This is a genomic window from Micromonospora sp. BQ32, assembly GCF_059358895.1.
This window is the reverse complement of record NZ_JCADBI010000009.1, coordinates 107,086-122,512: the sequence shown is the minus strand read 5'-3', so window position 1 is coordinate 122,512 and position 15,427 is coordinate 107,086. Positions and strand designations below refer to the sequence as shown.

General features: G+C 73.5%; 10 protein-coding genes. 5 read left to right on the top strand and 5 right to left on the bottom strand.

Annotation, left to right across the window (positions count from 1 at the left end):
- The first annotated feature begins 70 nt into the window (after positions 1 to 70).
- On the top strand, positions 71 to 1,090 hold the full coding sequence (locus AC5L30_RS18740) for a LacI family DNA-binding transcriptional regulator (RefSeq protein WP_494868728.1): 1,020 nt from the start codon (positions 71 to 73) through the stop codon (positions 1,088 to 1,090).
- A 6-nt stretch (positions 1,091 to 1,096) separates the two neighbouring features.
- On the opposite strand, the gene AC5L30_RS18735 is transcribed toward AC5L30_RS18740, so the two are convergent.
- A complete protein-coding gene (locus tag AC5L30_RS18735; RefSeq protein ID WP_494868727.1) occupies positions 1,097 to 3,472 on the bottom strand; it encodes an EAL domain-containing protein in 2,376 nt (791 codons plus the stop codon).
- Positions 3,473 to 3,689: 217 nt separating this feature from the next.
- Here AC5L30_RS18735 and AC5L30_RS18730 point away from each other — a divergent pair, with 217 nt between their 5' ends.
- Complete coding sequence (locus AC5L30_RS18730; protein ID WP_494868726.1) at positions 3,690 to 4,082, top strand: PH domain-containing protein; 393 nt, start codon at positions 3,690 to 3,692, stop codon at positions 4,080 to 4,082.
- On the opposite strand, the gene AC5L30_RS18725 is transcribed toward AC5L30_RS18730, so the two are convergent.
- Positions 4,076 to 5,002 carry a 2-hydroxyacid dehydrogenase gene (locus AC5L30_RS18725; protein ID WP_494868725.1) on the bottom strand — a complete coding sequence of 309 codons (927 nt, stop codon included), beginning with the start codon at positions 5,000 to 5,002 and terminating at the stop codon, positions 4,076 to 4,078. The genes AC5L30_RS18730 and AC5L30_RS18725 overlap by 7 nt on opposite strands.
- A gap of 187 nt (positions 5,003 to 5,189) precedes the next feature.
- Here AC5L30_RS18725 and AC5L30_RS18720 point away from each other — a divergent pair, with 187 nt between their 5' ends.
- From AC5L30_RS18720 to AC5L30_RS18710, 3 genes are all read left to right on the top strand, one after another.
- Positions 5,190 to 7,007, top strand: a complete 1,818-nt coding sequence (locus tag AC5L30_RS18720) for a SpoIIE family protein phosphatase (protein ID WP_494868724.1) — start codon at positions 5,190 to 5,192, stop codon at positions 7,005 to 7,007.
- Positions 7,008 to 7,099: 92 nt separating this feature from the next.
- Positions 7,100 to 8,272 carry a PQQ-dependent sugar dehydrogenase gene (locus AC5L30_RS18715; protein WP_494868722.1) on the top strand — a complete coding sequence of 391 codons (1,173 nt, stop codon included), beginning with the start codon at positions 7,100 to 7,102 and terminating at the stop codon, positions 8,270 to 8,272.
- 60 nt (positions 8,273 to 8,332) lie between these two features.
- Positions 8,333 to 9,931 carry a metallophosphoesterase gene (locus tag AC5L30_RS18710; RefSeq protein WP_494868721.1) on the top strand — a complete coding sequence of 533 codons (1,599 nt, stop codon included), beginning with the start codon at positions 8,333 to 8,335 and terminating at the stop codon, positions 9,929 to 9,931.
- 13 nt (positions 9,932 to 9,944) lie between these two features.
- Here AC5L30_RS18710 and AC5L30_RS18705 read toward each other — a convergent pair whose 3' ends face one another.
- The 3 genes from AC5L30_RS18705 to gatA form a co-directional block, all read right to left on the bottom strand.
- Positions 9,945 to 12,302 carry a thiamine pyrophosphate-binding protein gene (locus AC5L30_RS18705; RefSeq protein WP_494868720.1) on the bottom strand — a complete coding sequence of 786 codons (2,358 nt, stop codon included), beginning with the start codon at positions 12,300 to 12,302 and terminating at the stop codon, positions 9,945 to 9,947.
- Between the two features lie 122 nt (positions 12,303 to 12,424).
- A complete protein-coding gene (gatB, locus tag AC5L30_RS18700) occupies positions 12,425 to 13,924 on the bottom strand; it encodes an Asp-tRNA(Asn)/Glu-tRNA(Gln) amidotransferase subunit GatB (protein WP_210781079.1) in 1,500 nt (499 codons plus the stop codon).
- A 13-nt stretch (positions 13,925 to 13,937) separates the two neighbouring features.
- Positions 13,938 to 15,413: an Asp-tRNA(Asn)/Glu-tRNA(Gln) amidotransferase subunit GatA gene (gene gatA, locus AC5L30_RS18695; RefSeq protein ID WP_494868718.1), complete on the bottom strand. Its 1,476-nt coding sequence runs from the start codon at positions 15,411 to 15,413 to the stop codon at positions 13,938 to 13,940.
- Between the last annotated feature and the right edge of the window lie 14 nt (positions 15,414 to 15,427).

Here is a 15,427-nt window from a genome sequence, read left to right as displayed (position 1 = left end):
GGCCCTTCGCACTGTCAACGGCCGGTTGACGCCCGCAGCAGCACGCCCGCAGCAGCAAAGGAGCACGCCGGTGAAGCGGCCGACCATCGCCGACGTCGCCCAACGCGCCGGGGTGTCCAAGGGCGCCGTGTCCTACGCGCTGAACGGGCAGCCCGGCGTCTCCGAGGCCACCCGGCAGCGCATCCTGGCCATCGCCACGGAAATCGGGTTCAGCCCGAGCAGCGCCGCCCGCGCCCTCTCGGCCGCCACCGCCCGGGCGATCGGCCTGGCCCTGTGCCGACCGGCCCGGACACTCGGCGTCGAGCCGTTCTTCATGGCGCTGATCAGTGGCGTCGAGGCCGAACTCTCCGCCCGCTCGTACGCGCTGACCCTCCAGGTGGTGGCCGACCACGACGCCGAGATCGCCGTCTACCGGCGCTGGTGGGGCGAACGACGGGTGGACGGGGTGCTCGTCTGCGACCTGCGCACCGACGACCGGCGCATCCCCGCACTGGAACAGCTGCAACTGCCGGCGGTGGTGATCGGCGGCCCCGGTGGCACCGGCGAGCTGGCAAGTCTCTGGTCCGACGACGCCGCCGCGCTGACCGAGACGGTGGAGTACCTGGTCGCGCTCGGGCACCGGCGGATCGCCCGGGTCGCCGGCCTGCCCGATCTGCGGCACACCGAGATCCGCACCGACGCCTTCGCGGCGGTCCGCCAGCGGCTCGGCCTGGTCGACGCGGTCACCGTCTGGTCCGACTACACCGGCGAGGAGGGCGGCCGGGCCACCCGCCGGTTGCTCAGCTCGGCCAACCGGCCCACCGCGGTCATCTACGACAACGACGTGATGGCCATCGCCGGGCTCTCCGTCGCCCAGGAGATGGGCCTGACCGTGCCCGCCGATCTGTCCATCGTGGCCTGGGACGACTCGCCGCTGTGCCGCCTGGTGCACCCGCCGCTGACCGCGCTGGGCCGGGACATCCCGGCGTACGGCGCGCACGCCGCCCGGCAACTGCTCGCCGTCGTCGCCGGGCAGCCGGCCGGCCGGGTGCAGGACGAGACGCCCCACCTCACCCCGCGCGGCAGCACCGCACCACCCCGGGACAGATGAACCGGTTCAGCGAGATGCTGAGGGAAACTCCTCGAAGTACGCCTCGACGCGTTCAGCCGTCGCCGGGCGGGCCAGCGCGAACCCCTGCCCGTACCGGCATCCACCCCGGCGTGCCCCCTCGACCTGGGTCGACGACTCCAACTCCTCGGCGACGACCTCGACGCCCAGCCGGTCGCCCACGTTGACCACCACGTCGATCAGCGGTGGCTGCCCGTCCGGCCGCGCGCCCACCAACTCCGGGCCCACCTTCAGCAGGTCGATCGGCAGTCGGCGAAGCTGGGCCAGTGAGGCGTGCTCGGCCCGGAAGTCGTCCAACGCGGTGCGGACGCCCAGCGACCGGAGCCCGGCCAGCCGGGCCACCACGGTCGGCAGGTCACCGGCGACCCTCGGCTCGCTCACCTCCACCACCAGTCGCTCCGGCGGCACCCCGTACGCGGCCAGCACGGCCGCGAGCCGCTGGACGAAGTCGGGAGTGGTCAGCTCCCGGGTCGTGACGTTGACCGCCATCCACAGCTCCCGGGCGCCCACCGACCAGTCGGACAACTGCCGGCAGGCCCGGTCCAGCACCCACCACTCCAACTCGCCGACCAGGTCCAGGTCCTCGGCGACCGGCAGCAACTCGGCCGGGAGCACCGTGCCGAGCACCGGGCTGCGCCACCGCAGCAGCGCCTCCGCGCCCACCGGCTGCCCGTCGGCCAGGTCGACCACCGGCTGGTAGACGAGATCCAGCTCGCCGCGCGCCACCGCACCGGGCAGCTCGCGCTCCAGGTCGAGTCGGCGCACCAACTGCTCCTCCAGGAACGCGTCGTACCACTCCACCCGGTCCCGACCCAGCTGCACGGCCCGTCGTCGGGCCAGCTCGGCCTGCCGGAGCACGTCCGCCGGGCCGGCGCCGCCCACCTCGGCCAACCCGATGCTCGTCTGCACCCGCACCATCGCGTCGGCCAGCCGGTAGGGCGGGCTGAGCGCGCTCAACAGTCGGGTGCTCAGCGCGTACGCCACCACCGGGCCGGCGGCGGTGACCACCGCGAAGCCGGTACCCGTGCAGCCGGTGACCAGATCGTCGGGGGCGATGACCGCGCGGGCCCGGTGCACCGCCTCGGCCAGCACGTCCTCCCGGGCCGTCGGGCCGATCCCCTCGGTGCCGTGCAGGTCCACCAGCAGCAGCGCGCCGGCCGGCGCCGGAACGTCGCCGATCGCGGCCAGGGCGTCCAGCAGGGCAGCCCGGTCGCCGGGGGTGCCGCTCGCCGCCGCGGCGGGTCGCCGGTCGAGCCCCGACCACCCGGGGCCGTGATCCGGCGACCAGGTCGCGCCGGCACCGATCGCGGTGGCCGGACCCTCCGGGCCGCCGGGGTCTCGCGCGGGCGGCGGCTCCGGCGTACCCGGCCAGCGTGCCGGGGCCGCGCGGCGGTGCCGCAGCGACCGACCGGCCGGTCGGCGATGAGCGGCCCGCCGGACGGAGGTGGGCGCGTCACCCGCGCGCAGCAGCTCGCGCAGCACCAGGGGCGGCACCGCCGCCAGGGCCAACAGCACGCTCGTCCGATCCGGTGCGCGGCCGGCGCCCAGGTGCAGACCCGACGCCAGCAGCAACACCGCCGCGGGGAGCACCGATCGGGGCCAGGCCGCGGCGACCGGCTCCACCGACGCCGCGTCGTCCGCCGCATCCGCCGCGCCGACCGCGACGAGCAACATTCCGAACACCAACGGGGGTACGGCCAGCAGGGCCAACCGCCCGGCCGGCGCGGACGGCACCGTGGCCAGCAGCACCAGCCCGCCCAGGGTGAGCAGGACGCCGCCCCGGCAGACCGCCGCACCGCAGCGCCGCCGCGGCCCCGCGAACGCGTTCAACGCGGCCATGCCCAACCCGCCGAGCGTCAACGCGGCGACCAGCCGAACCGGAACCGGCAGGCCGTCCCCGGGCAGCAGCAGCCAGCCGGCGAGGGCCAGACCGACGGCCGGGCCGGTCGACTCGACCAGCCAGCGCAGCCAGACCGAGACCGCCGGCCGGGAGCGGCCGGGGAGCCGGTACAGACCGGCCGTCGAGAGCGCCGCCACGGCCAGCGACCCGATCAGCACGGCGAGGGTGTGCCCGGGGGCGGTCAGAGGCAGCACGACGGCGGTCAGACCGGCCGTCACCACCGCCGCGTCGAGCAGCACGCCCGCCGCACGCGGGGTCGGGTCGGTGCCGCGCCGGGTGGCCAGCCGGGAGAGTCGCAGCCCGGCGAGCGTGGCGCCGGCACCGGCGGCCAGCGCGATCACCACCGAGGTCGGGACCAGGCCGGCGGCACCGGCGAGGAGGAGCAGCGCCACCGCCATGGACGTGGCGGCCTCCGGTGCCGCACGGCGGGGGACGAGGACGCGGAGCGGGTAAGCGAGGAGCACGGCGGTCGCCTTCGTGAGGGGGCACGGGGGCGGTGCGGCGGTGCGGGACATCGGACGTTGCGAGTCCGCTACCCACGATTGGCAACGATGGACGGCCGAATTGGTTACTTGTCGGTCACTCAGGGGAGACAACGACCCGTGTCACTGTACGGCGTACCGCTCGCTACTGGCACCGCCCGCCGCGAGCCGAAACGACCGGGAGTGGGATCATCGGAGGGTGAGTAAGCCCGACACGGTCCGCTTCCGGTACAACCAAGCCATCCTGGTGGCCGCGATCATCGCCTTCGTCGGCGCCCTGCCGCTGGCCAACGCCCGGGACTACCTGCTGCCGGTGCTGCTCGTCCCACTCGCCGTCGGGGTGTGGGCCTGGCGGGCCGGCACCGACGCCGACGCGCGGGAGCTGCGCATCCGGGCCCTGTTCGGGCAGCGTCGGATCGGCTGGGACCAGGTCCTCGAACTCGCCACCGACCAGCGCGGACGCGCGGTCGCCCGGCTCGACGACGGTCACCAGGTCACCCTGCCGGCCGTCCGTGGGGCAGACCTGCCCCGGCTGGTCGCGGCGACCGGCCAGCCGCTGCCGGGCGCTCCGGCGGACACGCCCGGTCAGTAGCCGTCGACCACCGTGTTGATCAGCGGTTGCCCGGTGGCGAAGCGGCGTACCTGATCGCCCACCAGGCGGTAGGCCCGTGGCAACAACCCGCGCACCGACCCGCCGACGTGTGGGGTGAGCAGCACGTTCGGCATGGCCCAGAGCGGGGAGTCGGCGGGCAGCGGCTCCGGGTCGGTGACGTCCAACGCCGCCATGATCCGACCGGTGCCCAGCTCGGCGACGAGCGCCTCGGTGTGCGCCACCGGGCCCCGGGAGGCGTTGACCAACAACGCCCCGTCCGGCATCGCGGCCAGGAACGCCTTGTCGATCAGGCCACGGGTCTGGTCGGTGAGCGGCACGAGCACCACCACCACGTCCGCGTCGGGCAGCAGTCGGGGCAGCTCCTCGACGGCGTGCACCCCCTGCTCCGGGCGGGCCGTCCTGGCCACCAGGGTGAAGCTCACGTCGAAGGGGGCGAGCCGGTCGCGCACCGCGGCGCCGATCGAGCCGGCGCCGATGATCAGCACCCGCTTGCCGGTCAGCTCGTCGGTCGGGGTGTTCTCCGCGTACGTCCAGCGCCGCTCGGCCTGCGCGCGGACGAACGCCGGGAACGCCCGCAGCTGGGCGAGGATCGCGGTGACGACCCACTCCGCGGTGGAGGGGTCGTGCACGCCCCGGGCATCGCAGAGCGTGACAGCCGGCGGTGTCCGGCCGGCCCAGGCGTCCGCCCCGGCGGAGAGCAACTGCACCACCGCCAGGTCGGGCAGCTCCCGCAGCACCGTCGTCGCGTCCGAGCCACCCAGGAACGGCGGCACCCAGAAGCGGACGTCGGCCGCCTCGGACGGCATCCGGTCGGTGTGCTCGAAGACCTCCACGGACACGTCCGCGGGCAGCTCGCCCAGGAGGTTCAGGCCGGCCTCGTGCGGAATCCATACCTTCACGTCCGCCGACGATAGTCCCCGGCGTCGCGGCCGGTGCGGGCACGGCGGCGAACCGACGTCCCGGGGGATGGCGCGCGGCACCGGGGGCGGGCGAGACTCAGCACACCGATGTTCGACTCCGACCCGAACGAGGTATAACGAAGGGTCGGAGGGCCGGTCGGCCTCCGCCCCGGCAGACAGGTGCTCGATGACCGACGGCTCCTCCGGCCCCGCCCGGCGTTCGATCGCGCCACCCTCGGTGCTCGGCGACCCGGCGCGGTTGCGCGCGCTCGCCGACACCGGGCTGGACGCCGCCCCGGACGAGGCGTTCGACCGGTTCGCCCGGCTGGTCAGCGACCTGTTGGACGTGCCGGTCGCGCTGGTCTCCCTGGTCTCCGCCGACCGGCAGTTCTTCCCGGGCGCGGTCGGTCTGCCAGAGCCCTGGTCGCAGCGCCGGCAGACCCCGCTGAGCCACTCGTTCTGTCAGCACGTGGTGGACATCGAGGTGCCGATGGTGCTGCCGGACGCCCGGCTCTACCCCCGGGTCCGGGAAAACCTGGCCATCGACGACCTCGGCGTGGTCGCGTACGCCGGGATGCCGCTGACCGATCTCTCCGGCCGGGTGCTCGGCTCGCTCTGCGCCATCGACAGCAAGCCCCGCGCCTGGACGGCCGCGCAGCTGCGGACCCTGGCCGACCTGGCCGCCGCCTGCTCGTCGGAGCTGCGACTGCGGATCGCGCTCGACGGCGCGCAGGAGGCCCGCCGGCGGGTCGTGCAGGCGCACGAACGGCTGGAGTTGCTGGCCGGGGTGAGCGAGACGCTGGCCGGCACCCTGGACGTGGGCACCGCGCTGCGCCGGCTCGCCGCCACCATGGTGCCGCTGCTCGCCGACTGGTGCCTGCTCACCCTTGTCGGGCCGACCGGCCTGCCTCGCGAGGTGGTCTCGGTGCACCGGGACCCGGCCCGCGCGGCGGACGTCGACCGATTCGGCGAGCTGCTGCGCACCGGGCTGAGCTCCGAGTCGATCATCCGGACGGTGCTCCGGACCGGCCAGCCCCGGCTCGGCAGCGCGGCGTCCCTGGCCGACGTGACGAGGGGCACCACCCACCCGGAGATGGCCTCCATCGCCAGTCGACTGGGCATCGCCTCCTACCTGAGCGTGCCGCTGCGGGGCGTCGGCGGCACGGTGCTGGGGGCGATCACCCTCGTCAACGGCGGCCAACGTCAGCAGTTCGACGACCGGGACCTGCTCACCGCGGTCGACATCGGCCGCCGGGCCGGCCAGGCCGTCGGCAACAGCTCGATGTACGGCGAGCAGCGGCACGTCGCCGAGGTTCTGCAACACAGCATGCTGCCCCGACTGCCCGTGGTGGCGGAGCTGGAGCTGGCGGCCCGCTACCAGCCGGCGGCGGACCGGGTGGAGGTGGGCGGTGACTGGTACGACGCCTTCGTGCAGCCCGACGGCGACGTGATCGCGGCGATCGGCGACGTGGCCGGGCACGACATCGAGGCGGCGGCGACCATGGGCCAGCTGCGCAACCTGGTGCGGGGTAACGCCTTCGGCCGCCCGGACGCGGTCGGGGCGTTGATGAGCAACCTGGATGGCGCCATCCGTGGCCTGCGGCTGCCGATCGCCGCCACCGCGACACTGGTCCGGATCTGTCCGCAGCGCGCCGGTGTGCACGAGGTGACCTGGTCCAACGCCGGGCACCCGCCGGCCCTGGTGGTGCGCGTCGGCGGGGCGGTCGAGGCCCTGGAGGCGACGCCGGAGCCGCTGCTCGGCCTGGCCCGCCCGTCGCCGCGGAGCAGCCGGTCGACCAGCCTGGCCACCGGCGACACCCTGCTGCTCTACACCGACGGGCTGATCGAACGGCGGGACCGCTCCATCGACGAGGGGTTGGCCGAGCTGGTGGACCGGCTGGCCGGCACCGACACGTTGCCCCTCGACGACCTGTGCGACCTGCTGCTCGCCTCGATCCGGCACCGCGAGGACGACACCGCGCTGCTGGCCGTACGGGCGCGGTGAGTGGTCCACCGGGGACCATCGAGCGGGTGCGTCGGCATCCGTTGGATCTCGACGGGCCCGGCCGGGCCGCGCGGCGGGCTACCCTGGGCCGGGTGAGCGCCCGTCCCCCGTACCCTCGCATCCGCCGCCTCCGGGTGGTCCTCGCGGCGTCCTGCGCGGCGCTGCTGTTCGCCGCCGGTTGCAGCTTCGGTGAGCCGGAGCCCGACCCGGCCGGTGAACCACCCAACCTGCCGACCCCGTCCGCGTCGGCGAGCCCCGGCGGCGCCGGCCAGCAGGCGGTGGCGACAGTGCTCGCCAAGGGTCTGCGGGTGCCGTGGGCCATCGCGTTCCTGCCGGACGGCGGTGCGCTGGTCACCGAACGGGACAACGGCCGGATCCTCCAGGTCGGCCCCGAGTCCGGGCCGGACGGGCTGCGGGTCCGCCCGGTGCAGACCATCCCCGACGTGGCGGCGGCGGGCGAGGGTGGCCTGCTCGGCATCGCCGTCTCCCCCGACTACGCCCGAGACCGGACGGTGTTCGTCTACTACACGGCCGAGCGGGACAACCGGGTCGCCCGGCTGCAACTCGGCGGGCAGCCCACCCCGATCCTCACCGGCATCCCCAAGGCCAATGTGCACAACGGCGGTGGGCTGGGCTTCGGCCCGGACAAGCAGCTCTACGTCAGCACCGGTGACGCCGGTCAGCGCCCCCTCTCCCAGGACGTGAAGAGCCTCGGCGGCAAGATCCTCCGGGTCACCCCGGACGGCAAGCCCGCCGCCGGCAATCCGTACCCCAACTCCCCGGTCTGGTCGATGGGGCATCGCAACGTCCAGGGTTTCGCCTGGGACGCCGGTAAGCGGATGTACGCCGTCGAGTTCGGCCAGAACACCTGGGACGAGATCAACCAGATCACCAAGGGCGGCAACTACGGTTGGCCCGAGGTCGAGGGTCAGGCCGGCGACAAGCAGTTCACCGACCCGATCGTGCAGTGGCCGACGTCGGACGCGTCCTGCTCCGGTCTGGCCGCCACGGACCGGCTGCTGGTCACCGGCTGCCTGCGCGGCAAGCGCCTCTGGGTGATGGAGTTGACCGACACCGGCACGCTCCTCGGTCAACCCAATGAGCTGCTCACCAACCGCTACGGTCGGCTGCGCGCGGTGGCTGCGGCACCGGACGGGTCGCTCTGGGTGAGCACCTCCAACCACGACGGGCGGGGCGACCCGGCGGGCGACGACGACCGGCTCCTGCGGGTGGTCTTCGCGGGCGGTGACGGCGGGCGCAGCTGATTCCGTCACCATCCGTTCAGGTTTGCCAAGATCTTCCGATGGGCAGGTCAGACTTTCAGCATGGACGGACAGCGCGACGAGCGGCACGACGACGCCGATGACCCGGACAACCCGGTGACCGGCGACGATCGGCCGCGCCCGACGGGTTGGCGGGTCCGCACCGCCGGCCCGCTGCGCCGGCTCGGGTTGATCGTCGCCGTCCTCGCCGTGGCCCTGGCCGGGGCGGTGCTCGGGGTGGTGGCCGGCGGCCAGGTGAGCACCGACATCGGCCCGTTCCGGGCCAACCTCAGCATCTCCCCCGCGCGGGACGGCGGCACCACCGTCGACATCCCGCCGCTCGGCGCGCTGCTGCTCGACAGCCACGACGGGCCGACCCACCTCACCGTCCGGCTGGGCGCGCTCGACCAGGGGCGCACCGAGGCGCTGATCGACGACCCGGCCAGCATCAGCCGGGCCAGCCAGAGCGCCGTGGAGGACGTCCGCTCCGGGGTGATGCGCCTCGGCCTGCGTACCCTCAGCGCGTCGGTGCTGGTCACGTTGATCCTGGCCGGGCTGATCTTCCGCGACGTCCGGCGCACCGCCTGGGCGGGTGGACTGGCGCTGCTGGTCACCGCGGGCAGCCTCGGCACGGCGGCGGCGACCCTGCGGCCGCAGGCCATCGAGGAACCCCGCTACGAGGGGCTGCTGGTCAACGCGCCGGCCATCGTCGGTGACGCCCGCCGGATCGCCAACGACTACACCAAGTACGCGGAGCAGTTGCAGCGCCTGGTCGGCAACGTCAGCCAGCTCTACACCACCGTCTCGGCGCTTCCGCTGTTGGAGCCGACCCCTGGCACCACGCGGGTGCTGCACGTCTCCGACATGCACCTCAACCCGACCGGCTGGCAGCTGATCCGGACGGTCGTGGAGCAGTTCGGCATCGACGTGGTGATCGACACCGGGGACATCACCGACTGGGGCAGCGAGCCGGAGGCATCCTTCGTCGCCTCGATCGGCCTGCTGAAGAAGCCGTACGTCTTCATCCGGGGCAACCACGACTCCGGCAAGACCGCCGCCGCGGTGGCCCGCCAACCGAACGCGATCGTGCTGAACAACACGACCACGACGGTCGCCGGGCTGACCATCGCCGGCATCGGCGACCCGCGCTTCACCCCGGACAAGAACACCTCCCCGGCCGGCAGCGGGTTGACCCCACAGGTGGCCGACCAGGTGATCGGTGTGGGCAACCAGCTCGCCGCGACGGTCCGCAGCTCACCGCGACCGGTCAACATCGCTCTCGTGCACGACCCGGCGTCGGCCGGGCCGCTCGCCGGCACCTGCCCGCTGGTGCTGGCCGGGCACACCCACTCCCGGCAGGTCTCCAAGCTGCCGCAGGCACCCGGGCAGCAGCCCACCACGCTGATGGTGGAGGGCTCCACCGGCGGTGCCGGGCTGCGCGGCCTGGAGGGCGAGAAGCCGACCCCGCTGTCGATGAGCGTGCTCTACTTCGACCAGCAGAAGATGCTCCAGGCGTACGACACCATCACCGTCGGCGGCACCGGGCAGGCCCAGGTCAACCTGGAACGACGCCTGGTGGAGAACCCGGCCGGCGCAACGCCCCCCTCGGGCACCCCGACCCCGACCCCGACCCCGACCCCGACGCCGACACCGACCAGCTGACGAGCGGGGCGGGTCAGCGGAGGGCGATGGCGGCCAAGGCGGCGTTGACGATGCTGCCGGGCAGCAGGTCGTGCAGCTCGTACAGCTCGGCGACGCTGCCGGACTGGCCGAACTCGTCCACGCCGAGCGGCACCGCCGGCGCGCCGACCGCCGAACCGAGCCAGGCCATCGCGTGCGACGCGGCGTCGTGCACGGTCACCACCGGCACCCGATCGGCGAACGCGGACCGCAGCGCGCCCGGCACGCTGGGCACCGTGGCCGTCCGTACGCCCTGGCGCAGGGTGCGCTGCCAGGCCCGGTAGAGCCGGTCCAGCGAGGTCACGTCCACCACGTGTGCGGCGATGCCCTCGTCGGCCAGTTCCACCGCGGCGGCCAGCACCTCGGGCAGCACCGCGCCGGAGGCGGCCAACTGCACCACCGGGGCGTCGGCCAGGTGTGGGTACGCCTGGTGTGCGTCGACCAGCCGGTACGCCCCGGCGACGACCTGCCGGCGCAGCACCGCGTCGCCGAGCCGGGCCCGGGCCGCCTCGAACGGCACCTGGTCCAACGGTCGGGTGCTCAACCGGAAGTAGTACGCGCCGTCCTCGGCGGGCGCGGCGGTCGCGGTCGGGGACGAACCGCCGGCGATCTGACCGAGCGCGTCGCAGAGCAGCCAGTCGAGGGTGGCCGCGTACGCCGGCTCGACGAAGGTCACCCCGGGCAGCTCCAGGCCGACCGACGCCGTGATCGTGGACTGGTGGGCGCCGCCCTCCGGGGCGAGGGTGATGCCGGACGGGGTGCCGGCCACCACGAACCGGGAGCCGGAGTACGTGCCGTACAGGAACGCGTCGAGGCCGCGCAGCACGAACGGGTCGTAGACGGTGCCCACCGGCAGCAGCGGCTGCCCGGACAGGTCCCAGGACAGCCCGAGCTGGCCGAGCAGCAGGAACAGGTTCATCTCCGAGATGCCCAGCTCGATGTGCTGCCCAGCGGGGCTCTCCGTCCAGCGCAGCATCCGGTCCTCGGTCCAGGAGCGCTGCTCGGTGGGGGCGAAGACGCCGGTCTTGTTGATGAACCCGGCGAGGTTGGTGGAGGTGGCCACGTCCGGGGCGGTGGTGACCAGGTAGCGGCCCACCTCCCGGTCCCGCGCCAGGTCCACCAGCACCCGACCGAAGACCTCCTGCGTGGAGATCGGCTTGTTGGCGCGTACTCCCGTGCTCTCCGGGACGGTGACCCCCAGCGCGCGCTGGCGCGGCGCACGGGACAGCGCCTCCCGGCGGGCGCCGGCCTGGATCCCGGCGGGTGACGCGGGGTCGAGGCGGTCCCACTCGGTCTCCGCGGTCAACCCCTGCGCGGCGCGCAGCGTGTCGACCTGCTCGGAGCTGAGCAGCGCGGAATGGTTACGCGGGTTGCCGGCGATGGGCAACCCCCAACCCTTCACCGTGTACGCGAAGACAACGCTGGGCCGGTCGGTGACCGCGTCGCACTGGGCGTACGCGTCCAGCATCGCCTGAAGGTCGTGCCCGCCCAGGTCGGTGACGAGCGGGCCGAGTTCCTCGTCGTCGACGTGGGCGATCAGCTCGTCGATGCCGGCCGGCGCGCCGTCCAGGAACTGCTTGCGCAGCGACGGCCCGGTCAGCCCGAACAGCGACTGGTACTGCTCGTTCGGCATCGCGTCGATCCAGTCACGCAGCGCCTCGCCGCCCGGCCGGGCGTACGCCTCGGCGAGCCGGCGGCCGTACTTGACCTCCACGACGTGCCAGCCGGCCGCCTCGAACTGGCCCCGCCACTGGTTGATCCGGATGCCGGGAACCACCCGGTCCAGCGACTGGCGGTTGAAGTCGACCAGCCACATGACGTTGCCCAGCCCGGTGGTCGCCGGGTCGGCCACCGCCTCCCAGATGTTGCCCTCGTCCAGCTCGGCGTCGCCGATCAACGCCACGAACCGGGAGTGCGGGCGGGCCCCGAAGTGCGCGTCGACGTACCGCCGGGTGGCGGCGGCGAAGAGCGGCGCCGCCGCGCCCAGGCCGACCGAACCGGTGGAGAAGTCCACCTCGTCCGGGTCCTTGGTGCGCGACGGGTACGACTGGAGGCCGCCACGGGCCCGCAGCCGAGGCAGGTACGAGCGGTCCAGGTTGCCGAGCAGGTACTGGATGGCGTGGAACACCGGGGACGCGTGTGGCTTCACGGCGACCCGGTCCTCGGCGTCCAGGTGCGCGAACCAGAGCGCGGTCATCGCCGTGACCAGGGAGGCGCTGGACGCCTGGTGGCCGCCGACCTTCACACCGTCGCCGGTGGCCCGGTCATGGTTGGCGGCGTCCACGATCCGGGTGGCGAGCCAGAGCACCCGCCGCTGGATCTCGTCGAGGACATCGAGGTCGTGCTCGGTCACGGTGGCTCCATCCAGGCGTCGCCGTTGACGCCCTCGCGAGGGGTGCGGGGTGGCCGCGTAGTCGACGGGGGGTGGCGGCAGGCCGCCGCCGGGTCGCGGCGGCGGCCTGCTCCGGGTGGGTCTCAGCCCTGGACGCCGAGGCGCTCCAGGATCAACTCACGGAGGGTCTTCGCGTCGGCCTGGCCCCGGGTGGTCTTCATGACCGCGCCGACCAGCGCGCCGACCGCCGCGACCTTGCCGCTGCGGATCTTGTCGGCGATGCCCGGGTTCGCGGCGATCGCCTCGTCCACGGCAGCGGTGAGCGCGCCGGTGTCCGACACGACCTCCAGGCCCCGGTTGGTCATGATCTCGGTGGGCGAACCCTCACCGTCGACCACGCCCTCCAGCACCGTGCGGGCCATCTTGTCGTTGAGCTTGCCGGCGTCGACCAGCCCCTGAAGCTCGGCGACCTGGGCGGGGGTGGCACCGATCTCGGCCAGCTCCACGCCGCTCTCGTTGGCCCGGCGGGACAGCTCACCCAGCCACCACTTGCGGGCCGCGGCCGGGGTGGTGCCGGCGGCCACGGTGGCCTCGATCAGCTCGACCGCGCCGGCGTTCAGCACCGACTGCATGTCCAGGTCGGAGAGGCCCCACTGCTCCTGGAGCCGACGCCGGTGCACCCGGGGCAGCTCCGGAAGGGCGGCCTTCAGCTCGGCGACCCAGGCCGGGTCCGGGGCGATCGGCACCAGATCCGGCTCGGGGAAGTACCGGTAGTCGGTGGCCGTCTCCTTCGAGCGCCCCGGGGTGGTGTCACCGGTGTCCTCGTGGAAGTGCCGCGTCTCCTGGGTGATCCGGCCGCCCGCGTCGAGCACCGACGCCTGCCGCAGCATCTCCGAGCGGACCGCCCGCTCCACCGACCGCAGCGAGTTGACGTTCTTGGTCTCGGTACGGGTGCCCCACTCGGCGCCCGGCAGGTTGAGCGAGGTGTTCACGTCACAGCGCAGCGAACCCTCCTCCATCCGCACGTCGGAGACGCCGAGGGTACGGATCACGTCGCGCAGCTCGGCGACGTACGCCTTGGCCACGTCGGGGGCGAGCGCACCGGTGCCCGTGATCGGCTTGGTGACGATCTCGACCAGCGGGATGCCGGCCCGGTTGTAGTCGACAAGCGACTCCGTCGCGCCGTGGATGCGGCCGGTGGCGCCACCGACGTGCAGCGTCTTGCCGGTGTCCTCCTCGAGGTGCACCCGCTCGATCTCGATCCGCACCGTCTCGCCGTTGACCTCGACGTCCAGGTAACCGTCGACGCAGATCGGCTCGTCGTACTGGCTGATCTGGAAGTTCTTCGGCATGTCCGGGTAGAAGTAGTTCTTCCGGGCGAACCGGCACCACTCGGCGATCGAGCAGTTCAACGCCAGGCCGATCCGGATGATCGCCTCGATGGCCGCCTTGTTCGCCACCGGCAGCGAACCGGGCAGGCCCAGGCACACCGGGCAGACCCGGGTGTTCGGCTCGCCACCGAAGTCGGTCGGGCAGCCACAGAACATCTTGGTGTTCGTGCCCAGCTCGACGTGGGTCTCCAGGCCGATCACCGGTTCGAAGCGCGCAACGACCTCGTCGTACGCGGGCAGTGTCGTCGTCATCGGGGCTCCTGCCTCACAGCGTCGGTGGGGTGAACGTGCCGACGGCGGACTCCAACGCGGCGGCGACCCGGTACATCCGGTCGTCGGCCATCGTCGGTGCCATCACCTGCAGACCGACCGGCAGCCCGTCGGAGAGCCCGCAGGGCACCGAGATGCCCGGCCCGCCGTACAGGTTGGTCGGAATCGTGTACAGGTCGGCCAGGTACATCTGGTACGGGTCGGCGGTCCGCGCCCCCATCGGGAACGCCACCGACGGGGTGGTCGGCGAGATCAGCGCGTCGACCCGCTCGAACGCGGCGGTGAAGTCCCGGGTGATCAGCGTCCGGACCTTCTGCGCCTGCCCGTAGTACGCGTCGTAGTAACCCGACGACAGGGCGTACGTGCCGATCATGATGCGGCGCTTGACCTCGGGGCCGAAACCGGCCTCGCGGGTCAGCGACATGACCTCCTCCAGCGACCGGTTGCCGTCGTCGCCGACCCGCAGGCCGAACCGGACACCGTCGAACCGGGCCAGGTTGGAGGAGCACTCGCTCGGGGCGATCAGGTAGTACGCCGGCAGCGCGTACGCGAACGTCGGGCAGGACACCTCGACGACCTCGGCGCCCATCTTGGTCAGCGCGTCCACCGACTCGCGGAACGCGGCCATCACGCCCGGCTCGGCGCCCTCGCCGACGAACTCGCTCACGATGCCGAGCCGCACACCGGTCAGGTCGCCGGTCGCGCCGAGCTTCGCCGCCGCCACCACGTCCGGCACCGGCTGCGGGATGGAGGTGGAGTCACGCGGGTCGTGCCCGCCGATCACCTGGTGCAGCAGGGCCGCGTCGAGCACCGTACGGGCACACGGGCCCGGGGTGTCGAGCGACGAGGAGAAGGCGACCAGCCCGTAACGGGAGGTGCCGCCGTAGGTGGGCTTGGCGCCCACCGTGCCGGTGACCGCGCCGGGCTGGCGGATCGAGCCGCCGGTGTCCGAGCCGATCGCCAGCGGCGCCTCGTACGCGGCCAGCGCGGCGGCGCTGCCACCACCCGAGCCACCGGGGATCCGGCTCAGGTCCCACGGGTTGTGCGTCGGGCCGTACGCCGAGTATTCGGTGGAGGAGCCCATTGCGAACTCGTCCATGTTGGTCTTGCCGAGCATCACCGTGCCGGCCTCGCGCAGCCGCTGCACGATCGTCGCGTCGTACGGCGGGCGCCAGCCCTCCAGGATCTTCGACCCCACGGTGGTCGGCACGCCCCGGGTGGCGAGCACGTCCTTGACCGCGACCGGCACACCCGCGAGCGGGCCCAGCTCCTCGCCGGCGGCCCGGCGCTCGTCCACCGCGCGGGCCGCGGCGAGCGCGCCGTCGGTGTCGACGTGCAGAAAGGCGTGCACCCGGTCGTCGACCGCGGCGATCCGGTCCAGGTGCGCCTGGGTCACCTCGACGGCGGAGGTCTCGCCCCCAGCGACCAGGGCCGCGATCTCCGTCGCGGTCATCTTGATCAGATCGCTCATGCCGTCACTCCGCT

What these genes read in the sequence shown, in the direction of transcription:
- AC5L30_RS18720 (WP_494868724.1), top strand. Translation starts at nt 5,190, where the DNA reads ATGACCGACGGCTCCTCCGGCCCCGCCCGGCGTTCGATCGCGCCACCC.
- gatB (WP_210781079.1), bottom strand. Translation starts at nt 13,924, where the DNA reads ATGACGACGACACTGCCCGCGTACGACGAGGTCGTTGCGCGCTTCGAA.
- gatA (WP_494868718.1), bottom strand. Translation starts at nt 15,413, where the DNA reads ATGAGCGATCTGATCAAGATGACCGCGACGGAGATCGCGGCCCTGGTC.
- AC5L30_RS18710 (WP_494868721.1), top strand. Translation starts at nt 8,333, where the DNA reads ATGGACGGACAGCGCGACGAGCGGCACGACGACGCCGATGACCCGGAC.